This window comes from Methylobrevis pamukkalensis, from assembly GCF_001720135.1.
Classification (GTDB): domain Bacteria; phylum Pseudomonadota; class Alphaproteobacteria; order Rhizobiales; family Pleomorphomonadaceae; genus Methylobrevis; species Methylobrevis pamukkalensis.
On record NZ_MCRJ01000003.1, the window covers coordinates 12682 to 37919 of the forward strand.

The 25238-nt window shown below is 69.3% G+C and carries 23 protein-coding genes and 3 pseudogenes; 16 read left to right on the forward strand and 10 right to left on the reverse strand.

Translation table 11 applies throughout. The features are described from left to right. Window positions 1–25 precede the first annotated feature (25 nt). From A6302_RS01205 to A6302_RS01215, 3 genes are all read left to right on the forward strand, one after another. Window positions 26–634 carry a response regulator transcription factor gene (locus tag A6302_RS01205; protein WP_069305514.1) on the forward strand — a complete coding sequence of 203 codons (609 nt, stop codon included), beginning with the start codon at window positions 26–28 and terminating at the stop codon, window positions 632–634. A gap of 118 nt (window positions 635–752) precedes the next feature. Continuing rightward, on the forward strand, window positions 753–1112 hold the full coding sequence (locus A6302_RS01210) for a response regulator (protein WP_069305515.1): 360 nt from the start codon (window positions 753–755) through the stop codon (window positions 1110–1112). A 375-nt stretch (window positions 1113–1487) separates the two neighbouring features. After that, the gene (locus A6302_RS01215) at window positions 1488–2114 is read left to right on the forward strand and encodes a helix-turn-helix domain-containing protein (protein WP_069305550.1); all 627 of its coding nucleotides are present in this window, start codon (window positions 1488–1490) and stop codon (window positions 2112–2114) included. 7 nt (window positions 2115–2121) lie between these two features. On the opposite strand, the gene A6302_RS01220 is transcribed toward A6302_RS01215, so the two are convergent. The 4 genes from A6302_RS01220 to A6302_RS22575 all read right to left on the reverse strand — a co-directional run bounded on the left by A6302_RS01220 (window position 2122) and on the right by A6302_RS22575 (window position 4317). Beyond that, window positions 2122–2346 carry a hypothetical protein gene (locus tag A6302_RS01220; RefSeq protein WP_069305516.1) on the reverse strand — a complete coding sequence of 75 codons (225 nt, stop codon included), beginning with the start codon at window positions 2344–2346 and terminating at the stop codon, window positions 2122–2124. 352 nt (window positions 2347–2698) lie between these two features. Next, complete coding sequence (hemN, locus tag A6302_RS01225; protein WP_342586184.1) at window positions 2699–3772, reverse strand: oxygen-independent coproporphyrinogen III oxidase; 1074 nt, start codon at window positions 3770–3772, stop codon at window positions 2699–2701. After that, the gene (locus tag A6302_RS25505; RefSeq protein WP_342586183.1) at window positions 3718–4077 is read right to left on the reverse strand and encodes an oxygen-independent coproporphyrinogen III oxidase; all 360 of its coding nucleotides are present in this window, start codon (window positions 4075–4077) and stop codon (window positions 3718–3720) included. The genes hemN and A6302_RS25505 overlap by 55 nt, the downstream gene beginning before the upstream one ends. A gap of 12 nt (window positions 4078–4089) precedes the next feature. Further along, entirely contained in the window at window positions 4090–4317 is a 228-nt protein-coding gene (locus A6302_RS22575; RefSeq protein ID WP_169833463.1) for a hypothetical protein, read from the reverse strand. Between A6302_RS22575 and A6302_RS01230 the strand changes: the two genes are divergently transcribed. The 5 genes and pseudogenes from A6302_RS01230 to ccoP all read left to right on the forward strand — a co-directional run bounded on the left by A6302_RS01230 (window position 4316) and on the right by ccoP (window position 8942). Next, window positions 4316–5308 (forward strand): AbrB family transcriptional regulator, encoded by a 993-nt coding sequence (locus A6302_RS01230; RefSeq protein ID WP_169833464.1) that lies wholly within the window; start codon window positions 4316–4318, stop codon window positions 5306–5308. The two genes, A6302_RS22575 and A6302_RS01230, sit on opposite strands and share 2 nt — an antisense overlap. Window positions 5309–5534: 226 nt before the next feature. Further along, a pseudogene (gene ccoN, locus A6302_RS01235) lies at window positions 5535–7156 on the forward strand (cytochrome-c oxidase, cbb3-type subunit I). A gap of 10 nt (window positions 7157–7166) precedes the next feature. Continuing rightward, window positions 7167–7901, forward strand: coding sequence for a cytochrome-c oxidase, cbb3-type subunit II (gene ccoO / locus A6302_RS01240; protein WP_069305517.1), 735 nt, complete (start codon window positions 7167–7169; stop codon window positions 7899–7901). Window positions 7902–7913: 12 nt separating this feature from the next. Continuing rightward, the gene (locus A6302_RS01245) at window positions 7914–8066 is read left to right on the forward strand and encodes a cbb3-type cytochrome c oxidase subunit 3 (RefSeq protein ID WP_069305518.1); all 153 of its coding nucleotides are present in this window, start codon (window positions 7914–7916) and stop codon (window positions 8064–8066) included. A 3-nt stretch (window positions 8067–8069) separates the two neighbouring features. Then, on the forward strand, window positions 8070–8942 hold the full coding sequence (ccoP, locus tag A6302_RS01250; RefSeq protein WP_069305519.1) for a cytochrome-c oxidase, cbb3-type subunit III: 873 nt from the start codon (window positions 8070–8072) through the stop codon (window positions 8940–8942). Between the two features lie 121 nt (window positions 8943–9063). Here the strand turns inward: ccoP and A6302_RS01255 are convergent, their stop codons facing one another. Beyond that, window positions 9064–9837 (reverse strand): sulfotransferase family protein, encoded by a 774-nt coding sequence (locus A6302_RS01255; protein WP_169833465.1) that lies wholly within the window; start codon window positions 9835–9837, stop codon window positions 9064–9066. 184 nt (window positions 9838–10021) lie between these two features. Then, a complete protein-coding gene (msrB, locus tag A6302_RS01260; protein ID WP_069305520.1) occupies window positions 10022–10552 on the reverse strand; it encodes a peptide-methionine (R)-S-oxide reductase MsrB in 531 nt (176 codons plus the stop codon). Between the two features lie 249 nt (window positions 10553–10801). On the opposite strand from msrB, the pseudogene ccoG reads away from it, so the two are divergent. The 4 genes and pseudogenes from ccoG to ccoS all read left to right on the forward strand — a co-directional run bounded on the left by ccoG (window position 10802) and on the right by ccoS (window position 15294). Then, window positions 10802–12246 (forward strand): annotated as a pseudogene (gene ccoG, locus A6302_RS01265) (cytochrome c oxidase accessory protein CcoG). Between the two features lie 63 nt (window positions 12247–12309). Further along, the gene (locus tag A6302_RS01270; protein WP_069305521.1) at window positions 12310–12849 is read left to right on the forward strand and encodes a FixH family protein; all 540 of its coding nucleotides are present in this window, start codon (window positions 12310–12312) and stop codon (window positions 12847–12849) included. Window position 12850: 1 nt separating this feature from the next. Next, on the forward strand, window positions 12851–15154 hold the full coding sequence (locus A6302_RS01275) for a heavy metal translocating P-type ATPase (RefSeq protein ID WP_245293850.1): 2304 nt from the start codon (window positions 12851–12853) through the stop codon (window positions 15152–15154). Further along, the gene (gene ccoS, locus A6302_RS01280; protein ID WP_069305522.1) at window positions 15151–15294 is read left to right on the forward strand and encodes a cbb3-type cytochrome oxidase assembly protein CcoS; all 144 of its coding nucleotides are present in this window, start codon (window positions 15151–15153) and stop codon (window positions 15292–15294) included. Before A6302_RS01275 ends, ccoS begins: the two co-directional genes overlap by 4 nt. 15 nt (window positions 15295–15309) lie before the next feature. Here ccoS and A6302_RS01285 read toward each other — a convergent pair whose 3' ends face one another. From A6302_RS01285 to A6302_RS23870, 4 genes are all read right to left on the reverse strand, one after another. Next, window positions 15310–16380, reverse strand: coding sequence for a dipeptidase (locus tag A6302_RS01285; protein ID WP_069305523.1), 1071 nt, complete (start codon window positions 16378–16380; stop codon window positions 15310–15312). A gap of 123 nt (window positions 16381–16503) precedes the next feature. After that, a complete protein-coding gene (gene hemA, locus A6302_RS01290; protein ID WP_069305524.1) occupies window positions 16504–17772 on the reverse strand; it encodes a 5-aminolevulinate synthase in 1269 nt (422 codons plus the stop codon). Window positions 17773–18006: 234 nt separating this feature from the next. Beyond that, window positions 18007–18333: a DUF3616 domain-containing protein gene (locus tag A6302_RS25080; RefSeq protein ID WP_069305525.1), complete on the reverse strand. Its 327-nt coding sequence runs from the start codon at window positions 18331–18333 to the stop codon at window positions 18007–18009. Continuing rightward, the gene (locus A6302_RS23870; RefSeq protein ID WP_069305526.1) at window positions 18327–19127 is read right to left on the reverse strand and encodes a DUF3616 domain-containing protein; all 801 of its coding nucleotides are present in this window, start codon (window positions 19125–19127) and stop codon (window positions 18327–18329) included. The genes A6302_RS25080 and A6302_RS23870 overlap by 7 nt, the downstream gene beginning before the upstream one ends. Window positions 19128–19322: 195 nt before the next feature. Between A6302_RS23870 and A6302_RS01305 the strand changes: the two genes are divergently transcribed. The 4 genes and pseudogenes from A6302_RS01305 to A6302_RS01320 all read left to right on the forward strand — a co-directional run bounded on the left by A6302_RS01305 (window position 19323) and on the right by A6302_RS01320 (window position 25161). Then, window positions 19323–19862, forward strand: a complete 540-nt coding sequence (locus A6302_RS01305; protein WP_210183238.1) for a response regulator — start codon at window positions 19323–19325, stop codon at window positions 19860–19862. A 498-nt stretch (window positions 19863–20360) separates the two neighbouring features. After that, a complete protein-coding gene (locus tag A6302_RS01310; protein WP_069305527.1) occupies window positions 20361–22136 on the forward strand; it encodes an N-acetylglutaminylglutamine amidotransferase in 1776 nt (591 codons plus the stop codon). 93 nt (window positions 22137–22229) lie between these two features. Then, entirely contained in the window at window positions 22230–23966 is a 1737-nt protein-coding gene (gene ngg, locus A6302_RS01315; RefSeq protein WP_083255395.1) for an N-acetylglutaminylglutamine synthetase, read from the forward strand. A gap of 30 nt (window positions 23967–23996) precedes the next feature. After that, window positions 23997–25161 (forward strand): annotated as a pseudogene (locus A6302_RS01320) (osmoprotectant NAGGN system M42 family peptidase). The last annotated feature ends 77 nt before the right edge of the window (window positions 25162–25238 follow it).

Sequence of the window (25238 nt, forward strand, 5' to 3'; positions counted from 1 at the left end):
CGAGACTGACAGAGAGGACTGGGAGATGACCGCAGAGGCAAGGGACAGCGTCTTCATCGTCGATGATGACCCGGCGGTACGCGATGCGCTGTCGGTGGTGCTCGAGCTGGAGGGGTTCGACACGCGCGGATTCGACGGCGCGGAACCCTTCATCGAGGCCCTCAAGATCCAGCAGCCATCCTGCGTGCTGCTCGACGTGCACATGCCCGGCCGCTCCGGCCTCGACGTGCTGAAGGCGATCGACGTGGCGCATTTTCCGGCGCCCGTGTTCATCATCTCCGGCCAGGGCGACATTCCGATGGCGGTCAACGCCATCAAGCTCGGGGCCTTCGACTTCATCGAGAAGCCCTTCGACGCTGACTTCGTCGTCGGCCGGATCCGCGAGGCGCTGGCCGCCTTCCGCCAGGAGCCTTCGGGGGTGCCGGCGGCCGTGTTTCCCGGCAGCGAGACCCTGACCCCGCGCGAGCGCGACGTGCTGGCCGAGATCACCGCGGGCGCCTCCAACAAGGAGGCCGGCCGCCGGCTCGGCATCTCGCCGCGCACCATCGAGGTGCACCGTGCCCGGATCATGGAAAAGCTCGGCGCGCGCAACGCCGCCGATCTGGTGCGGATCGTCCTGACCTCCGGCGCCTGATGCCCTGGCCGTGACATCACGCCTCGATACGCGGTCTCACGGATAACGCCGGCCCGGCGGACGATGCACATTCGTGCCAGGTTCGCCGAACGGGCGGCCGGGTCGAAGGGTACGTCCTGTGAGGATCATCGTCATCGAGGATGATGCGGCCGTGGCAGACGCCCTCGCAGCCCTTCTGGCCGAGGCCGGATGCGACATCCGCGTCTACGGGTCGGCGGAGACCTTCATGGCCAGCGGGCCGCCGGTGGACGGCGACGTGGTGGTGGTCGACCTCGGCCTGCCCGGCATCTCCGGCCGCGACGTCATCCGCTGGCTCGGCGGACTTGCCGCCCGGCCGCGGGTGGTGGTGATTTCCGGCAAGGCCGAACGCGACCTCACCCGCGAACTGCAGGGCCTCGCCTTCGACGGCGTGCTGCGCAAGCCACCCTCGGTCAACTGGCTGCCCGAGATCGTTCCGGACCGCACCGCGACGCCATGACACAGGCCGGAGCCCGGGGCGTCCGCCGGCGAGTCTGCTGATAAAACGATTTACATATCCGTGGGTTAGCCTCCGTATTCCCCCTTACGTAATGGGCCCGGCTTTCGCGACGGACGCAGTTGTCTAGGGTGACGGGCGGAGGGAGCGGGCACCGGGACGGACGGGACCCCGCCTCACGCCCTCCACGACGGTTACCGGCGGGCGGACGGCCCACATGTCGGCAAGCGTCGATCTCGAGGAGGGACAGATGCTTCAGCGCTTCGCCGATGACCACACGAATTCGTCTTCCCAGGACGCCCGCGCCTTGCCGACGGGACCGGCCGCTATGCCGGCACGCACCGCCGGCCGGTGCCGCCCGACGAGGCCTGGAACCGCATGCGCAGCGCGGCCACCACCCGGGTCCAGAGCTTTGCCAACCACGAGACCGTCTTCCACGAGGACGACGCGGCCGATCGCATGTTCGAGGTCGTGGAGGGCAGCGTGATGCTCTTCCGGCTGCTCGCCGACGGACGGCGTCAGGTGGTCGACATCCTGTCGGCCGGCGACCTCGTCGGCATCTCGCTGACCGGGCTCTACGACTGCTCCGCCGAGGCGATCGGCGAGACCCGTCTGCGCATCCTCGACCGCCGCCAGATCGACGGCGACGCCGAACTGCAGCTCCACGTCAACCGCTGCCTGATGTCGCGCATCGAGACGCTGCATTCCCATGCGGTGCTGCTCGGCCGCAAGTCGGCCGCCGAGCGGGTCGCAAGCTTCCTGATGCGCTTCGTGCCGGGTCGCGGCGTCGTCGGCTGCGCCGGCCCCGCGGAGGGAGATGACTCGCGCGTCGTCGTGCTGCGCATGACGCGCCAGGAAATCGCCGACTATCTCGGGCTCACCATCGAGACCGTCAGCCGCGTCCTGTCGGACATGAAGCGGCGCGGCGTGATCTCGATCGAGAAGAACGACCACATCCGCCTTGCCAGCATCTGCCGCGTCTGCAAGCTGACCGGCATCCACTGACGCCGGCTCAGAAGCCCCGCGTGACCGTTCCGGTCACGGCCATGCCGGTGCTCTGCGCGCCGTGAACGCCGGACGCGGTCGCCGCCGGAGCGGCCTCGACCGCCCGGGCCGCCGTTCCCATCCAGCTCATCGCCAGCGCCGCGGCCGCCGCAATGGCGATCGCCGAGGCCAGTTCGCGGATCCGGCGAAGTTGCTTGGTGCGGGCTGCGTCCTGCTGCGTCGCGTCGCTCATCCTGCCGGTCTCCTGAAGGTTTCACGCTTTCGCACGGTCACGCCGGCCGGGGCCGGGCCGCGCGGGCGGCTGTGTCGTCAGGCAAACTGAGCAAACACGGTAAACAAAAGGTTAACGCGCCGAAGTCTGCCCATTCTCTGCGCAAGGCGGGCGCCGGCGCGGTGTCATGTTCGCGTCGTTTCCGTCATCCCCGCGTCAAGCGCGGACCCGGCGAGCGGCAGGGGAAAACGTTGCGGTGAGAGCCAGGGACGCACTTTGAGATGCCTTGACCCCATCCGATCCCTCGCCCGGGGAGGGCTGGATCCCCGCTTGACGCGGGGATGACGATCGAGAGGGGAATGTTCACGGCGGCTCAGGTCGCCACCGAATGCCGGGCGATCCCCGGAGCCCTGCCGGAACCGCCGCCGGCACCTGTGCCGAGATAGGCATCGAAGGCGCTGGCGACGACGCGCGCGAGTTCATGGGGCGAGTGGGTGATCGCGACCCGGTCGCGCGACACCTCGACACTGCCGAAGTCGGCCAGCGGCGCCAGCCGGGCGAGGCTCTGGTCGAAGTAATCGACATCGACGCCATGGGCGGCGCGCAGCCCGGCCAGATCCGCCTTGAAGCTGCAGAGGATCTGCTCGATCACGGCGGCGCGCAGCCGATCGTCGGCCGTCAGCCGGAGGCCCTTGACGATCGCCGGCCGTCCGGCCGTGATCGCGCTCTCCCACGCGCTCATGTCGGTGGCGTTCTGCACGTAGCCGGCGGGCGTGCGGCCGATCGACGACAGGCCGAGGCCGATCAGCGTCATCGCCCGGTCGGTGGTGTAGCCCTGGAAATTGCGGCGCAGGCGGCCATCCCGGGCGGCCAGCGCCAGGCTGTCGTCGGGCCGCGCGAAATGGTCGATGCCGATCGCGTCATAGCCGAAGGCATCGATCGTGGTCCGCGCGATCGCCGCCAGCTGGCGCCTCTGGGTCGCCCCCGGCAGGGCGCTCTCGTCGATCAACCGCTGATTGGCCTTGAACCACGGCACATGGGCGTAGCCGAACAGCGACATCCGCGCCGGGGCAAGGCCCGAAGCCATCATCGCCGTGCGCCGGATCGAGGTCTCGGTCTGGCCCGGCAGGCCGTACATCAGGTCGAGATTGATCCCGTCGATCCGGGCGCTGCGCAGCGCCGAGACGGCGGCCTCGACCACCTCGAGCGGCTGGATGCGGCCGATCTGCGCCTGCACCGCCGGATCGAGATCCTGCACGCCGAGGCTGGCGCGGTTGACGCCGAGGCCGGCAAGATGCCGCGCGCCCTCGCGGGTCACATGGCGCGGATCGAGCTCGATCGCGTGTTCGGCGTCCGGCAGGATCCGGAACAGCCGGTGGAGATCGCCGACGATCATGGAAAACTCCGCCGGCGGCAGCAGGTTGGGCGTGCCGCCGCCCCAGTGGATGTGGCTGACCTCGACGCTGCGAGATGATCGGCGACGAGCGCGATCTCCTGCCGCAGCAGCGCCGCGTAGCGGGCCATCGGCGCGTCGCGCCGACTCGCCTTCGTGGTGCAGCCGCAATAGTGGCAGATGCTGCGGCAGAAGGGGACGTGGAGATAGAGCGAGACCGGACCGGTCGTCGCTGCGGCATCGAGCCAGGCGAGATAGTCGTCCGGGCCGACGGCGGCCGAAAAATGCGGCGCCGTCGGATAGGACGTGTAGCGCGGCAGGTTGCGGTCGAGGAAGGGGGTGAGGCGATGGTCGAGCATGGGGCGATCCTGTCACCACCCGGCGAAGGCCACCTTGATCTTCCTCAAGCCGGCAAGAAAAGCGTCGAACCAGGGTCCGGCGCCCGGTCTGCGTGACGCGCAGGGCAGATCTGCGAGCAATTGCAATCGGCTCGCCTTCGCGCTAACCGGCGCATCGGGGCGAGACAACGACGGTTGCGGATTCGCGGTCGGGTCATCGAGCCGGTCGCGCCGGGGCGGAGGCGAGGAGAAGAACAACATGCCATCGCCGTCCGGCGCCCTCTGGCGGCTTGCCCTTGCCCTGTGCGCCGGGGCTCTCGGCGGCACCCTGTTCGCCCTGATCGGCCTGCCGGCGCCGTGGCTGTCGGGATCGATGCTCGCCGTCGGCGCGCTCGCCCTGTCCGGCTTCCGGGCGAGGATGCCGACCCCGGCGCGCAATGCCGTGTTCATCCTGCTCGGCACCTCGATGGGCAGTGGCGTCACGCCGGACCTCGTCGGCGATGTCGCGCTCTGGCCGTTCAGCCTGGTCATTCTCACGGTCACCGTCGCGGCCATCGGCACCGCCACCTATCTCTGGCTGCGCCGGGCGAGCGGCTGGGACGCGCCCTCCGCCTTCTTTGCCGCCGTCCCCGGCGCGCTGTCCTATGTGCTGGTGCTGGCCGAGGAGAGCCGGGCCGATGTCGCCCGGGTCGCCCTGTCGCAGACGATCCGGGTCTTCCTGCTGGTGGCCGTGCTGCCGGGCCTCGTCACGGCGCTCGAAGGCGTGGTCGGAGGGGCGCGCGTCGTTCCGGTCCGCGCGGCGGCCGGGGGCCTCGATCTGGCGCTGATGGCGGCGGCGGGGCTTGTGGCCGGTCTTGCGGGCCTGAAGGCGCGGCTGCCGGCCGGCGCGCTGGTCGGCGCCTTTGCCGCCAGCGCGGCCTTGCACGGCTTCGACATCGTCCACGGCGTGCTGCCGCCGGGTGTTCTCATTGCCGGCTTCGTCTTCCTCGGCACCTTCATGGGCCTGCGCTTTTCCGGCACGCGCTGGCGCGATCTCTTCGCCGGGCTTGCCCCGGCCCTCGGCGCCTTTGCCGTCGGCGCCGCGGTGTCGGTCGCGGGCGCCGGTCTTGTCTCGCTGCTGCTCGGCCTGCCCTTCGGCCAGTCGCTGGTCGCCTTTGCGCCGGGCGGCCTCGAGGCGATGATGATCCTCGCCTTCACCCTCGGCTTCACCCCGCCTATGTCGCGACCCATCAACTCATCCGCTTCCTCGTGATGATGCTGGTGTTGCCGGCGGTCGCCCGCCTCGTCCTCGGGCGCGACTGGAACCAGCGCCCCCGCGCTTAGTCAGGCCTCCCGTCGCCCGATTGATCCACGTCAAGGCGGCTCTCGCCGTTCCCCCCTAGTCATGAACCGGATGCGCGGGCACTCGCCCGGCGCGACCCTTTCGGTTTCACACGACTTCGGGGCCTACCATGACAGCTTCAGGATCGGGACGGTCGATGTCCCTCGAGGAGACGGGCTTCACCCTGTTTCTCGGCCTGGTCGCACTCGCCTGCCTGTTCATCGCCGGCAAGGCGGTCGATCCGGTGATGGCCTTCCACGCCATGATCGGTGCGATCTCCACCGGCGCCGGCGCCACCTTCCTCGTCCACCGGGCGATGAACGGCGCCGTGCCGGCGCCGGCCGAGATCGGCGGCAAGCCCAACTACAACTTCGGTCCGGTCAAGTTCGGGTCGATCATGGCGATGTTCTGGGGCGTCGCCGGCTTTCTCGTCGGCGTGATCATCGCCAGCCAGCTTGCCTTCCCGGCGCTGAACCTCGACCTGCCGTGGACAAGCTTCGGCCGCCTGCGCCCGCTCCACACCTCGGCGGTGATCTTCGCCTTCGGCGGCAACGTGCTGCTGGCCACCTCGCTCTACGTGGTGCAGCGCACCTGCCAGGTGCGCATGCCCGGCACGGTGACGCGTGGTTCGTGATGATCGGCTACAACGTCTTCATCCTGATCGCCGGCACCGGCTACCTGCTGGGCGCCACCCAGTCCAAGGAATATGCCGAGCCGGAATGGTACGCCGACCTGTGGCTGACCGTGGTCTGGGTCGCCTACCTGCTGGTCTTCCTCGCCACCGTCTGGCGGCGCAAGGAACCCCATCTCTACGTGGCCAACTGGTTCTACCTCGCCTTCATCGTCACGATCGCGATGCTGCACATCGTCAACAACCTGGCGATGCCGGTCACCCCCTTCGGCATCAAGTCCTATCCGATCTTCTCGGGCGTGCAGGACGCGCTGGTGCAGTGGTGGTACGGCCACAATGCGGTGGGCTTCTTCCTCACCGCCGGCTTCCTCGCCATCATGTACTACTTCATTCCGAAGCGGGCGAACCGGCCGGTCTATTCCTACCGCCTGTCGATCGTGCACTTCTGGGCGCTGATCTTCATCTACATCTGGGCCGGTCCCCACCACCTCCACTACACGGCCCTGCCGGAATGGGCCTCCACCCTCGGCATGACCTTCTCGATCATCCTGTGGATGCCCTCCTGGGGCGGCATGATCAACGGCCTGATGACCCTGTCGGGGGCCTGGGACAAGCTGCGGACCGATCCGGTGCTGCGGATGATGGTGGTGTCGGTCGCCTTCTACGGCATGTCGACCTTCGAAGGTCCGCTGATGTCGGTGAAGGCGGTCAACAGCCTCAGCCACTACACCGACTGGACCATCGGCCACGTGCATTCCGGCGCGCTCGGCTGGGTCGCCTACATCTCCTTCGGCGCGCTCTACTGCCTGTTCCCCTGGCTGTGGAAGAAGAAGCTCTACTCGCTGAAGCTCGTGGACTGGCACTTCTGGATCTCGACCCTCGGCATCGTGCTCTACATCACCTCCATGTGGGTGTCGGGCATCATGCAGGGCCTGATGTGGCGCGCCTACACCGAACTCGGCTTCCTCGAATACTCGTTCATCGAGACCGTCGAGGCGATGCACCCCTACTACATCATCCGTGCTCTCGGCGGCGTCCTGTTCCTCGCCGGCTCGCTGATCATGGTCTTCAACCTCTGGATGACCGTCGCCCGTGGCGAGGAGGCCCAGACCTCCACCACCGGCCTTGCGGCCATTCCCGCCGAGTGAGGCACCTGCCATGTCCCTTTTTGCCAAGCACCAGGTCCTCGAGAAGAACTCGATCCTGCTCCTCGTCGGCATCCTCATCGCGGTGGCCATCGGCGGCCTCGTGGAGATCGTGCCGCTGTTCTACCTGAAGTCGACGATCGAGAAGGTGGAGGGCGTCAGGCCCTACACCCCGCTCGAGCTCGCCGGCCGCAACATCTACATCCGCGAGGGCTGCTATCTCTGTCACAGCCAGATGATCCGGCCCATGCGCGACGAGATCGAGCGTTACGGGCATTTCTCGCTCGCCGCGGAATCCGTCTACGACCACCCCTTCCAGTGGGGCTCCAAGCGCACCGGTCCGGACCTCGCCCGCGTCGGCGGCAAGTATTCCGACGAATGGCACCGCGATCACCTGATCAACCCGCGCCAGGTGGTGCCGGCCTCGATCATGCCGGGCTATCCCTTCCTCGCGACCACGCCGCTGAAGGACGAGAGCATCGCCGACGACCTCGTCGCCAACGCGGCCGTCGGCGTGCCCTACAGCCCCGAGATGATCGAGAACGCGCGGCTGGACGTCTACGCCCAGGTCAACCCCGACGGCGACCGGCTCGACGACTTCCTCGCCCGCTATCCGAAGGCGGTGGTCCGCAACTTCGACGGCAACGCGGCCAAGGTCACCGAGCTCGACGCGCTGATCGCCTACCTGCAGATCCTCGGCACGCTCGTGGACTTCTCGGTCTACGACGACAAGGCCAACCTGCGCTGAGGGAGAGGAACCATGTCCACCTACGATCAATTCGCCGGCTTCGCCCAGACCTGGGGCCTCCTCTACTTCTTCCTGATCTTCACGGGCGTCGTGATCTACGCGCTCTGGCCGAGAAACCGGAAGACCTTCGAGGCCGCCGCCCGCATTCCGCTCAGTGAGGATTGAGCCATGGCTCATCATGACGATATCGACGAGGTCTCCGGCGTCTCCACCACCGGACACGAGTGGGACGGGATCCGGGAGCTCAACAACCCGCTGCCGAAGTGGTGGCTCTACGTCTTCTACGCCTCGATTGTGTGGTCGGTCGGCTACTACTTCGTCTACCCGTCCTGGCCGATGGTCACGGACTACACCCGCGGCTTCCTCGGCTATTCCCAGCGCGAGGCGGCGCTGGCCGACCACGCCGCCGGGATCGAGACGCGAATGGCGGCCGGTGCCGGCCTGTCGGACGCCAGCATCGCCGAGATCCAGGCGACACCGGAGCTGCTGACCTTCGCCATGGCCAACGGCAAGGCGGCCTTCGGCGACAACTGCGCGCCCTGCCACGGCTCGGGCGCCACCGGCTCGAAGGGCTATCCCAACCTGCAGGACGACGACTGGCTCTGGGGTGGCTCGCTGGAGGCGATCGAACAGACGATCGCCGTCGGCATCCGTTCCACCAGCGACGACACCCGCCTCAGCGACATGCCGGCCTTCGGGCGCGACGAGCTGCTGGACAAGGACCAGATCCGGCTGGTGGCCAACTACGTGCGCTCGCTGTCGGGCCTCGAGACCGCGGCCGACCTCGATCTCGCCGCCGGCGGCCAGGTCTATGCGGAAAACTGCGCCGCCTGCCACGGCGAGACCGGCGAGGGCAACCCGGAGCTCGGCGCGCCGCGCCTCTCCGACGCGATCTGGCTCTACGGCTCCGACCAGGCGACGATCGTCGAGACCGTCACCAACTCCCGGATGGGCGTGATGCCCACCTGGACCGGCAAGCTGGACCCGATCACCATCAAGTCGCTGGCGGTCTACGTCCACAATCTTGGTGGTGGTCAGTGACGGCGCCACAGCGCTTGATTCGCCCGGCCGTCTGATCGGGCGGCTCCTTCCGGAGGCACTCAGCCCCGAAAGGCAACTCGACGCCGGCGCCCCGCGCCGGCGTTTCCTTTTCCGCGCCTCCTCAATCCGCCGGCATGGCGCGGTCGGGATAAAACAGCTCGAAATCCGCGCGGTAGCGGGCGAGCACCAGGTCGGCGAGGCCGGGGTCGGCGGCGTAGAGGGCGGCGACCGGGGGGCGCAGACCGGAGGTCTTGACCAGCGTGTTGGCGAGCGCGCCGAGGCGCGGCCCGCCTCTTGCGGCAATCGCGGTGCGGATCGCGGTCCAGTCGGCGTCCAGCGTCTCGACCCGGCCGACGAGATCGGGCACCAGCCGGCCCTTCTCGGAGAGGATGCGGCTCTGGCTGCAGAGGTGGATGTCGATCAGGTCGTCGCCGACCACGGCCGTGCGCTCCACGAAAGCGCGAAAGCTCATGGTCTTGGAATAGCCCGTCCGCCGCATGGCGCCGGGAAGCTCGTCGCGGGCGATGATCTTGTCGTAATAGGCCGAGACCACCCGGGCGAAGGGATTGCGCACCACGGTGAAGGACGTGAAGCCGGGGTAGACCCTGAGGAACCGCCCGCAGGTGGTCATCTCGGCCCTGGCGCCGAATTCCCGGCGCCAGAAGCGGTCGCGGTTGATGTTGGGAACGGACGGATAGGCGGCAAAGGCCGGGTCCGTCACCTCGCCGGCGGTCATCAGGTGGTGCAGCGCCTGCTTGATCGACGAGTTGGCGGCCTTCGGCACCCGCACATAGGCGAGCCGCCACGGCTTCAGCACGATCACCGACCGCATCCGGTGCGGATGCCGCAGATAGGTGAGCACCCTCGCGCCGAGGGTGCCGATCTCGTCGAACATGCGGACCAACCTCGGCACGCGCCGCAGCGCCGGAAAGGACGAAAACGCCTTTCGCGTTGTCGCCGATCGATCCGCCCGGTGCAAGCATCCCGGTTGCGCCGCACACGGGGAAAGGGGAAAGCCTCTCTCCCGACCGGGCGGCCCGCAGGTCATGCCGTGGGCCGGCGGCTCGGGAACCGGTTCCTCAGCCCGACGCCGGCGCCCCGCCATCCTTCGGCAGGAAGGCCATCGCCACGCCGTTCATGCAGTAGCGCTTGCCGGTCGGCGGCGGCCCGTCGTCGAAGACATGGCCGAGATGGCCGCCGCAGCGCCGGCAGTGCACCTCGGTCCGGCGCATGAACAGACTGTCGTCGGCCCGTGTGCCGACGGCGCCGGCGATCGGGGCGTAGAAGCTCGGCCAGCCGGTGCCGCTGTCGTATTTGGTCGCGGATTCGAACAGCGGCAGGTCGCAGCCGGCGCAGACGAAGGTGCCGGCGCGCTTCTCGTCGTCCAGCGGGCTCGATCCGGGCCGCTCGGTGTCGTGGCCGCGCAGGACCCGGTATTGCGCCGGCGTCAGCAGGCGGCGCCACTCCTCCTCGCTGCGCGTCACCTCGAAACCGCCGGCCACTGCCGGCGTGCTGCCGGCAAGGCGCCATCCGGCGCCGGCCAGCCCGAAGGCGAGTGCCGTGCCGCCGGCCAGCGCGAACAGCCCGCGCCGCGAAACCCTGTCGTCCATGACGTCGTCTCCTCGTTCCCTGCGGGTGCGTCAGCTGCGCCCGTCACCTTGTTTCGTGGCCGCAGCCTGCGCCCGGCCGGGCCATCGTGCCAGACACGTCTTTTCACGTCGTCGTGAGGGTCCTGCGGTCCGGGCTTTGATCTGGCGCAAGGCGGAGCGGCGCAATTGCGGGCAGGGTGCGAGCCTGCCGGGGAAGGGACGGGCTTGTCCGGCGCGACAGACGTGCTGCGATCCGAGGAGGGTCGACCCATGAACATGCATCCATCGCCGGCGGAGGAGGATGTCCTCTACGCCAGTGCCAAGAAGATCTATCCGATGGCGGTCCACGGCCGGCTGCGGAAGATCAAGTGGGCGGTCCTCGCGATCACGCTCGGCATCTACTACTTCCTGCCCTTCATCCGCTGGGATCGCGGGCCGCACGCGCCCGACCAGGCGGTGCTGATCGACCTGGCCGGGCGGCGCGCCTATTTCTTCTTCATCGAGATCTGGCCGCAGGAGGTCTACTATCTCACCGGCCTGCTGATCCTCGCCTCGCTGGCGCTGTTCCTGATGAACGCGCTCGCCGGCCGCATCTGGTGCGGCTACCTCTGTCCGCAGACGGTCTGGACCGACCTGTTCCTCGCCGTGGAACGCTTCGTGGAGGGCGATCGCCGCGAGCGGATGATCTTCGACAAGGCGCCATGGACCCTCGCCAAGGCGGCGCGGCGGGTGACCAAGCATTTCCTCTGGCTGATGATCGCCTGGTGGACCGGCGGTGCTGGGTGCTCTACTTCGCCGACGCGCCGACGCTGGTGGCGGACCTGGCCACCGGCGCAGCGCCCTTCTCGGCCTATCTGTGGATCGGGATCCTCACCTTCACGACCTACGTGCTCGCCGGCCACATGCGCGAGCAGGTCTGCCTCTACATGTGTCCGTGGCCGCGCATCCAGGCCGCCCTCACCGACGAATGGGCGCTCAACGTCACCTATCGCGCCGACCGCGGCGAGCCGCGCATGTCGGTCAAGGCGGCGAAGAAGGCGGAGGATCTCGGTCTGCCGGCCGGCGACTGCGTGGACTGCCTGCAGTGCGTCGCCGCCTGCCCGACCGGGGTCGACATCCGCGACGGCATGCAGCTCGGCTGCATCCAGTGCGGCCTGTGCATCGACGCCTGCGACACGGTGATGACCAAGCTCGGCCGCGAGGACGGGCTGATCGCCTATGACACCGACATGAACATCGAGCGCCGCGAGCAGGGCCTGTCACCGGTCTATCGCCTGGTGCGGCCGCGCACGGTGCTCTACACGGCACTGATCGTCGTGGTCGGCGCGGTGATGGTCTACGCCCTTGCCACCCGCGGCTTCACCGGCGTCAACGTCCTCCACGACCGCAACCCGATCTTCGTCACCCTGTCCGATGGCGGCGTGCGCAACGGCTACACCATCCGCATCCTCAACAAGCGGCCGATCGAGCGGCACTATTCGCTGCTGATCGAGGGCCTGCCGGAAGATGCCACGGTGGATGCGGTCGGCCATCCGATCATGGTCGCCGGCAAGCCGATGATCACGGTCGGCCCGGACACGACGGAGGAGATCCGCGTGCTGATCGCCGTGCCGGCGGACAGCGGCCTGACGAAGTCTTCCGACATCGTCTTCCGCGTCGTCGATACCGCCAGCGGCGAGAGCGCCACGGCCAGCGACTTCTTCCGCATCGAGTGACGCCGCCGGAGGCGGGGCCCTGGTCCCGTCTCCGGTCTCCCGCACGCCAACGAGGACACGGACATGGCTCCCCTTGCCATCGACCCCACCGATCACGACGACGGCGTCACCGGGCGCCGCTTCACCGGCTGGCACGTGCTCGCCTGCTTTGCCGCCTTCTTCTTCATCGTCTTTGCCGCCAACGGTGCGCTGGTCTACATGGCGGTCTCGACCTTCTCCGGGGTCGAGGTCGCCAGCTCCTTCAAGGCCGGCCAGGAATTCCCGGAGGAACTCGCGCAGGCCCGCGCCCAGGCCGGCCGCGACTGGCATGTGGACGTGCGCCCCGTGCTCGGCGCCGACGGCCGGCTCGAGCTGACCGCGCAGTTCGCCGACCACGACGGCGCCGCGCTCTACGGACTGGAGGTCACGGCGCTGCTCGGACATCTCGCCGACCGGCGCCTCGACCTGACGCTGGTGCTCGAGCCGGTCGGCGGCGGCCGCTATGCCGCGTCGGCCGAACAGGTGCCGGCAGGCGCCCGCGAACTGGTGATCGAGGCGCATCGTGGCGGCGCGCGGCAGTTCCTCAGCCGCGGCAAGCTGTTCCTCAAGGCGGACGGCGGCTGACATGACCACCGTTCTCGACCTTGCGGCGCCGATGCGCTCGACCCCGGCTGCGGCCGGCACGGTCGCCCGCGACTGGACGGCCTTCGCCGCCACCGACGCCTCCGGCGTCTGCCGCATGGAATTCGCCCTGGAGGGGATCACCTGCGCGGCCTGCATGACCGAGATCGAGCAGGCGTTGCGGCCGCTCGCCGGTGTCGAGACCGCGCGGGTCAATCTCTCCAACCGCCGTCTGGCGCTCGCCTGGAGGCCGGACGCGATCTCACCGGATACCGTGCTCGCCCGCCTTGCGGCGCTCGGCTACCCGGCCCGTCCCTTCGATCCGGCGCTCGCCACCGGCGGCAGCAGCGCCGAGCAGCGCCGGCTGCTGCGCGCCATCGGCGTCGCCGGCTTTGCCGTGATGAACGTGATGCTGCTGTCGATCTCGATCTGGTCCGGCAACGTCACCGACATCACCCCCGAGACCCGCGACTTCTTCCACTGGGTGTCGGCGCTGATCGCGATGCCGGCGGTCGCCTATGCCGGCCAGCCGTTCTTCTCCAGCGCGCTGAGTGCCCTCCGCCACGGCCGGGTCAACATGGACGTGCCGATCTCGCTCGGCGTGCTGCTGGCGGTCGGCCTCTCCTTCGTCTCGACCCTGACCCACGGCACGGAAGCCTATTTCGACAGCGCGCTGATGCTGCTGTTCTTCCTGCTCACCGGCCGCTTCCTCGACGAGAACATGCGCCGGCGCACCGCCGTGGAGGCCGAGACGCTGGCCGCGCTCCGGGCCGACACGGCGATCCGCCTCGGCGCGGACGGCAGCCTCGCGGACGTGCCGGTCTCGGCGATCCGTCCGGGCGAGCGCGTGCTGGTCCGTCCGGGCGAGCGTGTCCCGGTCGACGGCATCGTCCTCACCGGCGCCTCGGAGATCGACGTCGCCCTCGTCACCGGCGAGACCCTGCCCGAGGCGGTGGCGCCCGGCGCGGCGGTGCATGCCGGCACGCTCAACATCTCCGGCGTCCTTGTCGTCCGCGTCAGCGCCGGCGCCGCCGACACGCGGCTTGCCGAGATCGAGCGGCTGCTCGCCAACGCGGCGGCGGCGAAGTCGGCGACCATGCGGCTGGCCGACCGGGTCGCCCGTGCCTATGCGCCGGTGGTCCATGCCGTCGCGCTGTCCACCTTCGTCGGCTGGACGCTCGCCGGCACCTCCTGGACCGAGGCGCTGGTGATCGCGATCGCGGTGCTGATCATCACCTGTCCCTGCGCGCTGGCGCTCGCCGTCCCGGCCGTGCAGGTGGTCACCGCCGGCCTCCTGTTCCGCGCCGGGGTGCTGCTCAATGCCGGCGACGCCATCGAGCGGCTGGCCGCGGTCGACACCGTCGTCTTCGACAAGACCGGCACGCTGACGCTGCCGGATGCGGATCTCGCCGGCGCCCTTGATCCGGACGCGGTCCTGCGGGCCGGGGACCTCGCCGGTGCCAGCCGCCATCCGCTGGCGGCCGCCCTCTACCGGGCGAGCGGCATCGGCGCGCCCCTCGAGGACCTGCGCGAGGTGCCCGGCTGCGGCGTCGAGACCTCGGCCGGCCCCGGGCGCCGGCTCGGCAGCCCGGCCTTCTGCGGCGTGGCCGAGGCGGATCTCGCGGCCTTCCGCGATGCCCATCCGGGCGCCTCGGTGATCGCCTATGCGGAGGAGGGGCGCGCGCCCGTGCTGTTCGCCTTCGCCCAGCGGCTGCGTCCCGGCGCGGCTGCCGTGATCGCGGCGCTCCGGGCCGAGGGCATCGCCGTGGAAATCCTCTCCGGCGACACGGTGGCCGCCGTGGCCCGCACGGCCGCCGACCTCGGCCTCGACACCTTCACCGGCGCCGCCGACCCGGCCGCCAAGATCGCCCGGCTGGCCGCCCTGAAGGCGCAGGGCCGGCGGGTGCTGATGGTCGGCGACGGGCTCAACGACGCGCCCGCGCTCGCAGCCGCCCATGTCTCCATGGCCCCGGCCTCCGGCGCCTCGCTGGCCAAGGTCTCGGCCGACGCGGTGTTCCTCGGGGAGGGGCTTGGCGCCGTGCCCGAAAGCCTGCGCCTGTCGCGGGCGGCGCTGCGCGCCATGCGGCAGAATCTCGCCATTGCGCTGGTCTACAATCTGGTGGCGGTGCCCGTTGCCATCGCCGGCCACGTCACGCCGCTGATCGCGGCGCTTGCCATGTCCGGGTCGTCGCTGATCGTGACCGTCAACGCCCTGCGCCTGCGCCTTGCCCGCCGGCGCGGCGCGGTGCAGGGGCAGCACAGCCCGGCCGGGGCCACGCCCCCCGGCGCAACGGAGGCCGCCGCATGAGCGTGCTCGTCTACCTGGTGCCGATCGCCCTCCTGCTCGGCCTTTCCGGCCTCGTCGCCTTCCTCTGGTCGCTGAGGAGCGGCCAGTATGACGATCTCGAGGGCGCCGGCTGGCGCATCCTCGACGACGGCGACGTTTGACGTACCGGGATTGGTTCAGCCGCCGAGCGTGCGTTCCAGCACCCGCAGCCAGTTGCCGCTGCAGATCTTGGCGAGCAGCGCTTCGCCATAGCCGTGGTCACGCATCGCCCGCACCAGCACCGGCAGGCCGGCGGCGTCGCCGATCGCCTGCGGCACCTCGGCGCCGTCGAAATCGGAGCCGAGGCCGACATGGTCCTCGCCGGCCACCGCGATCAGGTGGTCGAGATGGCGCAGCATCACGTCGACGCCGGTCGCCTCGTCCATCTGCCCGTCCGGCCGCAGGAAGGCGGTGGCGAAGTTGAGGCCGACGAGACCGCCCGACGCGCGGATCGCATCAAGTTGCGCGTCCGTCAGGTTGCGGGCATGCGGGCAGACCGCGTGGGCGTTGGAATGGGTGGCCACCAGCGGCGCATTGGACAGCCGCGCCACGTCGTCGAAGCCCGCGGCATTCAGATGCGACAGGTCGAGCAGGATCCTGAGTTCGTTGCAGCGCGCAACCAGCGCCTTGCCGGCCGGCGTCAGCCCCGGCCCGATGTCGGGGCCGGAGGGAAAGCGGAACGGCACGCCGTGGCCGAACACGGTCGGCCGGCTCCACACCGGCCCGAGCGAGCGCAGCCCGGCGGCGTGCAGCACGTCCAGCATCCGCAGTTCCGGGTCGATCGCCTCGGCGCCCTCGATGTGGAGGACGGCGGCCAGCGCGCCGCGCGCCATGGTCTCGCGGATCTCGCCCGCCGTGCGGCAGATCTTCACCGCGCCCGCCGAGGCGCGCTCGATCCGCAGCATCAGCGAGATCATGCGGATGACGTAGCCGCGCGCCGCCTCCGGGTCGAGCGGTGGCGGCAGCGGCAGGTCGTAGCGCGTGCCCGACATGCTGCCGGAAAAGCCCGCCCCGTGGCGCGGCGAGGGGCTGTAGCAGGCGAAGATCGCGCCGCGCAGGCCGCCGCGGATCGCGCGCGGCAGGTCGATGTGGCCGAGACCGTCGCCGCCGATGAAATCACCCACCGCGTCGTTCGTCACTTTCTCGATGAGGCGCAGGAGCGTGTCGTTGTGGCCATCGAAAACGGCGTGAGACGAGGGACCGGTCATGGATCGTCCTTGGCGAGGGCAGGCGGTGTTCGCCGGGGCCGGCCGGGGCCGGCGCCAACAAAAAGCCCCGGGCGGGGCCGGGGCAATTTGATCGTTGTTCGCAGGCGAAGGAAAGCGGGAAATTCAGCCGCCGGCCGCCCGGAAGATCTGCTGGCGCACGGTGCCGTCTTCCATCGGAACCGGCGTGTCGAGCGGCAGGTCCAGCGCGTGCCACACGTCGGTCAGCGCGTCGGCCAGATGCTCGATCAGCCCGTCCTCGTGGAAGGGCGTCGGGGTGATGCGCAGCCGCTCCGTGCCGCGCGGCACGGTCGGGTAGTTGATCGGCTGGATGTAGATGCCGTGCTTTTCGAGCAGCATGTCCGAGGCGCGCTTGCACTTGTCCGGATCGCCGACCAGCAGCGGCACGATATGCGTCTCGCTCGGCATCACCGGCAGGCCGGCGGAGGCGAGCACGGCCTTGGTGCGCTCGGCCTGGCGCTGGTGGCGCGCGCGCTCCTCGCTGCTCGCCTTGAGATGGCGGATCGAGGCCTTGGCCGCCGCGCAGATCGCGGGGGGGAGCGAGGTGGTGAAGATGAAGCCCGGCGCATAGGAGCGCACCGCGTCGATCAGCGCGGCCTTGCCGGTGATGTAGCCGCCGACGACGCCGTAAGCCTTGGCCAGCGTGCCCTCGATCACGTCGATGCGGTCCATCACGCCGTCGCGCTCGCAGATGCCGGCGCCGCGCGGGCCATACATGCCGACCGCATGCACTTCGTCGATGTAGGTCATCGCGCCGTACTTGTCGGCCAGATCGGCGATCCGCTCGATCGGGGCGATGTCGCCGTCCATCGAATAGACGGATTCGAACACGACCAGCTTGGCCCGCTCGCGGCCGGCCTTCTTCAGCATCTCTTCCAGATGGTCGAGATCGTTGTGGCGCCAGACCTGCTTCGAGACGCCGGAATTCTTCACGCCGGCGATCATCGAGGCGTGATTGAGCGCGTCGGAGAGGATCAGGCAGTCCGGCAGCAGCCGGGCGATCGTCGAGATCGCCGCCTCGTTGGACACGAAGCCGGAGGTGAAGACGAGGCCGGCTTCCTTGCCGTGCAGGTCGGCGAGCTCGGCTTCCAGCTGCACCAGCGGATGGCTGGTGCCCGAAATGTTGCGCGTGCCGCCGGCGCCGGCGCCCATCCGGGTCGCCGTGTCGGTCAGCGCCGAGATCACGGCCGGATGCTGGCCCATGCCGAGATAGTCGTTCGAGCACCACACGGTGATCTCGCGGACGTCGCCGTCGCGGCGCCACAGCGCCGTCGGGAAGCGACCGGCCACCCGCTCGAGATCTGCGAAGACACGGTAGCGCTGCTCGTCCTTCAGCGCCGCCACGGCGTTCTCGAAAATCGCGTCGTAATTCATGTCGCTGTCGATGTCCTCCGGGTCGCGGCACTTTACAGTGCCCGGCCCGCCCTGTCGAATGACGAAAGCGCGCATCAGATTCTCCCGCAGCGAGGTGGCGCGTCGCGTCCTCGTGCGGCGAGGCTTTCGTCGATGGGATCCCGCCTCGCGGCCAGTTTGCACATCTGGCACCCTCGCCGCAATGCGGGTCGTTACGACCCTGACCTGCATGCACCCCGCCCGCCTTGATCCCGATCAAGCCGCCGCGCTTTTTGTGCGCGGTTGCGGCGCAGCGACAGGCGGGGGCGCCCCGGCCTGCGGGTCGACCGACCAGACGTCGGCGCGCACGCTGGTCTCCTGCTCGTTCAGCCGCTGATCCGCGGGACTGTCGTAGACGACGAGCCAGTCGTCGCCCCAGGCGACGAGGCCCTCCGGATGGTCCACCGCGCCGCGATAGGGCAGTTCCACCACATGGACGAGATCGGTCTCGGGATGGACCATGGAGGTGCGACACCGGACCGCATCCGTCCAGCGCAGCACATGGGCCGGTCCGTCGCCGGCCATGACCGGCCCGGTCAGCACCAGGAGATCGTCGCCGTCGAAGGCGAGATCGCGGATGCCGAGGCGCGGGTGGGCAGCAGGTGCTTGCGGTAGCGGCGGCGACCATCGATCCTTTTCGCCTTGAGACCGCTCTTGCCGGTCACCTTCATCTCCAGCTCCAGGATCACCGCATAGCCGCGCAGAACCGGGCCGCGCAGGCCGAGCCAGACGCGCAGGCCGCGCGCGGCGATGCCCTCGATGTCGAGGCCGTTTTCCTTGGAGGGCAGCGACAGGAACGGGGCGAGATGCGGATCCTTGCCGAGCCAGCGCATCAGGCGGCTCTTCGTCTTGCCGAACCGCACATGCTCGGCGCGGCGGCTGCCGGCGCGGCGTACCGGCCGAAGGTCGCCGTCGGCGCCCGACAGCGGAAACCGTCCGAGAAAATAGCGGTTGGCTTCGCGCGTGACGGCGGTCATGGCGGCAAGATTGGTCGCCCCGTCATCCTCGGCATCCGGCTTCTTGCGCTTGAGCGCATGGGAGCCGACCACCCACAGCCAGTCGTCGTCGCAGCACAGGCCCTCGATGTCCATTTCGCCGGCCGGTCCGTCCGGCAGGTCGAGCAGTTCGCCGAGATTGAAGTGGCGATGGTCCCCCCAGTGCCCGTCCTGCTCGGTCAGCCGGTCCACCCCGGCGGTCTCGTCGCAGGACAGGAACAGGCAGCCCCGGGAGAAGGTGGCGGCCGAGAGATCCGACTGGATCGGATCGTCGACGTGGCGCAGCATGTCCGGCGTGCTGAACTTCAGTTCGATCGCCCTGCGGGCATGGTGGACGGTCATGGCAACTCCTCTTGCCGGAATCTCCCTCCCGCGGGCCGCCCGAAATCGTCGGGAACGCCGGGTGCGGGGTCGATCACACATGACGCCCGGATCGGTGGCGCTGTTCCATCCCGGGCCTAACGGCTTTTTCACGTTTGCAGGCGATCCTCGCCAGACGGGGCGGCAGTCGTTCGTCCCGGAGGTTGATCCGACCGCGTGCCGGCGCCCCTGCCGGCGTCATTGGCCAACGGCCGGGAGAAGGCGCTCGCCGTGCAGCTCGATCTATCGTCCCTGACCTTTCTCGTCGTGGAGGACAGTGCGTATATGCGCACGATCCTGCGCACGATGCTGCAGGGCTTCGGGGCACGCCGGATCGTCGAGGCCGAAGACGGCGCCTCCGGCCTCGAGGCCATGGACCGCGCCAACCCGGACATCCTGATTCTCGACTGGGTGATGCCGATCCTCGACGGCGCCGACATGGTGCGGATGATCCGCTCGCCGAAGAACCCCTTCGCCTACATCCCGATCATCATGGTCACCGGCCACACCGAGCGCAGCCGGATCGTCGAGGCCCGGCGCCTCGGCATCCACGAACTGCTGTGCAAGCCGATCTCGGCGAAATCGCTCTACCAGCGCGTCCAGAGCGTGATCGTCGCCCCGCGCGACTTCGTGAAGACGCCGACCTATTTCGGCCCCGCCCCGCGCGAGATCCGCAACCGCCAGAACATCTGGCAGGTGCACAAGGACGTCGCCTGAGACGGTGCCGCAGCGTCGCTGAAACACGATCGACCGGTGGCTGTCGCGGGCCCGCCCGGATGAAGCCGGCCCGATGCACCTCCGCGCCCGCACGATTTTCTGCGGAACAATCCGGGCCCTCCTCTCATTGAAATCGCGAAGCTGCTGCCTTCTGGCCACGCTTCGCGGTGCCGCTGCGGCCGCCCGCCCTCTCGGACGGCGTCACCGGCACTGTGCAATCTGGACCGTTTCCCTCTTGTGATCCGCGGATTTCAGGAGCGAAGCGATCTTTGCCGTGCGGGTCGCTGGCAGCCGGTCAGCGTTGATTCCTGGGATTGGTGCCGATAAGGCCAGATGATCCGTACACATTTCGCAAGCCGGATGGATGAGCCGACGAAGATCCGGCGCGTCCGGCAGGACAGGAATTTGCAGTCGCCGGGTTGTGCCGGGGGGATCCCTGACCTAGGGTCGCCCTGCCGTCGGACGGCTCGACATGGACTTCAGGAGAGGCCGACGATCATGTGTGGAATCTGTGGTGAACTCAATTTCGACGGCCGCATGGCGGATGTCGGAGCAATTTCCCGCATGAACGACGCGATGGCGCCGCGCGGTCCCGACGCCTCGGGCGTGCTGGCGCGTGGCCGGGTGGCCCTCGGCCATCGCCGGCTGATGATCCTCGATCTCTCGTCCCGCTCCGAACAGCCGATGGCCGACCCGGATCTCGGGCTCGCCATCGCCTTCAACGGCTGCATCTACAATTTCCGCGAATTGCGCGCCGACCTCGTCGGGATGGGCTACCGCTTCTTCTCCGACGGCGACACCGAGGTGATCCTCAAGGCCTGGCACGCCTGGGGGCCGGACTGCGTGAAGCGCTTCCACGGCATGTTCGCCTTCGCGATCCACGAGCGCGAGACCGGCCGCGTGGCGCTGGTGCGCGACCGCTTCGGCATCAAGCCGCTCTATCTCGCCGAGACCCCCGGCCGCCTGCGCTTTTCCTCCTCACTGCCGGCGCTGCTCAAGGCCGGCGACATCGACACCTCGGTCGATCCGGCGGCGCTGCATCACTACATGAGCTTCCACGCCGTGGTGCCGGCGCCGCGCACGATCCTCAAGGGCGTGCGCAAGCTGCCGCCCGCCACCATCCGCATCATCGAGGCGGACGGCACCTTCCGCGACGAGGTCTACTGGCGGCTCGATTTCGGACGCGGCGCGGATGAAGAGCGCGTCTCCTCGGAGGAATGGCAGGACCGGGTTCTCGCCAGCCTGCGCAAGGCGGTCGAGCGGCGCATCGTCGCCGACGTGCCGGTCGGCGTGCTGCTGTCGGGCGGCGTCGATTCCAGCCTGATCGTCGCGCTGCTGGCCGAGGCCGGCCAGACCGGGCTCAAGACCTTCTCGGTCGGCTTCGAGAGCGTGGGCGGCATGGAGGGCGACGAGTTCCGCTACTCCGACATCATCGCCGACCGCTACCAGACCGACCACACCCGCATCTTCGTGCCGTCGTCGGACATGATCGCCGCGCTGCCGGGCGTGTTTGCCGCCCAGTCCGAGCCGATGGTCTCCTACGACAACGTCGGCTTCTATCTCCTGTCGAAGGAGGTGGCCAAGCACGTCACCGTGGTGCAGAGCGGGCAGGGCGCCGACGAGGTCTTCGCCGGCTACCACTGGTATCCGCCGCTGGCCGGCGCCAACGATCCGGTCGGCGACTATGCCCGCGTGTTCTTCGACCGCGACCACGCCACGCTGGCCGGCCAGCTGTCGCCGGAGTTCATGGCGGACCGCGACGAAAGCCTCGCCTTCATCGCCGCCCACATGGGCGAGGCGGGCGCCGAGGAGGCGGTCGACAAGGCGCTGCGGCTCGATTCCACGGTGATGCTGGTCGACGATCCGGTGAAGCGGGTCGACAACATGACCATGGCCTTCGGCCTCGAGGCGCGCGTGCCCTTCCTCGACCACGAACTGGTGGAACTCGCCGCCCGCATCCCGCCGCGCCACAAGGTGGACGCCGGCGGCAAGAAGGTGCTGAAGGACGTGGCCCGCCGCATCCTTCCTGCCGAGATCATCGACCGCAAGAAGGGCTATTTCCCCGTGCCGGCCCTGAAATACATCGAGGGCGAGGTGCTGGAGATGGTGCGCGACGCGCTGTCCTCGCAGGCCGCCCGCGAGCGCGGCATCTTCCGCCCCGGCTACGTGCAGCAGCTGATCGACGACCCGAAGGCGGCGATCACGCCGCTCGGCGGCTCCGAACTCTGGCAGGTGGCGACCCTTGAGATGTGGCTGCAGGCCCAGGCCGCCTGACCAGCTTCCTGCGTCGCCGGGCCCGGATCGCGTCTCTCGTGGTGGCCCGGCGATGTCCGCGACAGACGTCAGCGACGACGAAGGACGAGTTCCATGACCTCACCCATCCCCGTGACCGAAAGCGCGACCGAAGCCGGCGCCAGTGCCGCGCCGCAGGGCCGGCCCGCCATCGTCGACTGCGGCTGGGGCCGCCTGCTGTTCGGCCCGACCTTCGCCGACCCGGCGGCCCTCGTGGACGCCATGCGCGAGGAGGCGCCCGGCCGCCGCGACATCGCCTTCTACATCTCCGACCCGCATGTGGTGCTGGCCGGCGCGCCGCACGAACTGTTCCTCGATCCCTCGCACACCTTCCGCCTCGACCTTGGCGCCACCGCGGCCTCCGACCGGGAGACGCACAATTTCACGATCCGTCCGGTGACGGGGTCGGCCGACGCCGAGGCACTCGACCGGATCTACGGCGCGCGCGGCATGGTGACGATCCCGCCGCACGAGATCGACCGCCTCGCCGACGATCCGGCGGTGGAGATCCTCGTCGCCGAAAGCACGGCGACCGGCGCGATCCTCGGCACGGTGATGGGCGTCGACCATGTCCGCGCCTTCGGAGATCCGGAAGCGGGCTCGTCGCTCTGGTGCCTGGCCGTCGATCCGCAGGCGACCCTGCCGGGCGTCGGCGTCGCGCTGGTCGAGGCGCTGGCCGACCTGTTCCGGCAGCGGAGTACCCGCTTCATGGACCTGTCGGTGATCCACGACAACGCCGAGGCGATCGCGCTCTACGAGAAGCTCGGCTTCGAGCGGGTGCCGTATTTCACCCTGAAGCGCAAGAATTCCTTCAACGAGAAGCTGTTCGCCGGGCCGCTGCCCGAGGCGGGCCTCAACCCCTATGCCCGGCTGATCGTCGACGAGGCGCGCCGGCGCGGCATCGACGCCGAGATCACCGACGCCGAGGGCGGCTTCTTCCGCCTCAGCTTCGGCGGCCGCGCGGTGCATTGCCGCGAAAGCCTCAGCGAACTTACCTCCGCCGTCGCCATGTCGATCTGCGACGACAAGGCGGTGACGCGGCGCGTCGTGGAAAAGGCCGGAGTCGTCGTGCCGAAGCAGATCGAGGGCGACGATCCGGAACGGCTCGAGGCCTTCCTTGCCGAACACGGCGCGCTGGTGGTGAAGCCGGCGCGCGGCGAGCAGGGACGCGGCATCTCGGTCGGCGTCGAGACGCCCGAGGCGCTGGAGGCGGCGATCGGGATGGCCAAGGCCGTCTGTGACCGGGTGATCGTCGAATCCTGCGCGAGCGGCGAGGACCTGCGCCTGATCGTCATCGGCTACCGGCTGGTGGCCGCCGCCGTGCGCCGGCCGCCCCGGGTGTTCGGCGACGGCAACCGCACCATCCGCGACCTGATCGAACGCCAGAGCCGGCGGCGGGAGGCGGCGACGGCCGGCGAATCGTCGATCCCCGTCGATGGCGAGACCGAGCGCTGCCTCGCCCGCGCCGGCCTGTCGCTCGACGACGTGCCGGACGAGGGCGTCGAGGTGGTGGTGCGCGGCACCGCCAACCTCCACACCGGCGGCACGATCCACGACGTGACCGACATCGTGCACCCGGTTCTCGTCGATGCGGCGATCAAGGCCGCCCGCGCCATCCAGATCCCGGTGGTCGGCATCGATTTCATCATCACCGCCCCGGACAAGCCGGAGTATGTCTTCATCGAGGCCAACGAGCGGCCCGGCCTGGCCAATCACGAGCCACAGCCGACGGCCGAGCGCTTCGTCGACCTGCTGTTCCCGCAGACCATGCCGGCCGCAGCAAGGCTGGCGGGACGCGCGGCCCGGAGTTGAGGCGCGGCGGTTGCCCGGAAGGAAGACAGAATGCCCAGGCTTGCCATTGATTCCGACTATCTGCTGAAGCGGCTCGACACGCTGCTGTCGATCCCGAGCCCGGCCGGCTACACCGACATGATCGTGCGGGAGTGCTCGGCCGAACTGGAGCGGCTCGGCGTCAAGCCGGAACTGACCCGGCGCGGCGCGATCCGCGCGGTGACGCGCGGCAAGGCGCGCCGGCCCGGCCGGGCGATCATCGCCCACGTCGACACGCTCGGCGCGCAGGTCAAGGCGATCAAGGACAACGGCCGGCTGGAACTGGTGCCGATCGGGCACTGGTCGGCGCGCTTTGCCGAGGCGCGCGCACCACGATCTACACCGAGAAGGGCGCCTGGCGCGGCACGATCCTGCCGCTGAAGCCTCCGGCCACACGTTCAACCAGGAGGTCGACACCGCGCCGGTCGGCTGGACCCATGTGGAACTGCGCATCGACGCGCTGGTGCGCAGCAAGGCCGACTGCGAGAAGCTGGGCTTTTCGGTGGGCGACTTCGTGTCGATCGACCCGCAGCCGGAATTCCTCGACAACGGCTTCCTCGTCTCGCGCCATCTCGACGACAAGGCCGGCGTGGCGGTGATGTTCGCGGCGCTGGAGGCGATCCTGCGCGAGGGCGTGGAACTGCCCGTCGACGGCTACTGGCTGTTCTCGATCGCCGAGGAAATCGGCGTCGGCGCCTCGTCGGTGCTCTCGTCGGACATCGCCTCGCTGGTGGCGATCGACAACGGCACGGCGGCGCCGGGCCAGGCGTCGGACGAGTTCGGCGTCACCATCTCCATGGCCGACCAGACCGGGCCCTTCGACTATCACCTCACCCGCAAGCTGATCCGGCTCTGCCGCGAGAACGACATCCGCTACCAGCAGGACGTGTTCCGCTACTACCGCTCGGACAGCGCCTCGGCGATCGAGGCCGGCGAGGACGTGCGCACCGCGCTGATCACCTTCGGCGTCGATGCCTCCCACGGCTACGAGCGCACCAACATCCACGCCCTGCGCTCGCTGGCCGAACTCGTCACCGCCTATCTCACGAGCCCGGTGGAGATCCAGCGCGACGCCTGGGAGGTCTCCGGCATCGAGGGCTTCACCACCCAGCCGATGGAAGAGGCGAAGGCCGCCCACGAGCCGGTGGTGCCGCGGCCGCACCGCACGGATGCGTGAGCCCGGTTCGCCGGCGCTGAGACCGGGTCCGACGAAAAAGCCCTCCCCGACGACGTCGGGGAGGGCTTTTTCATGTC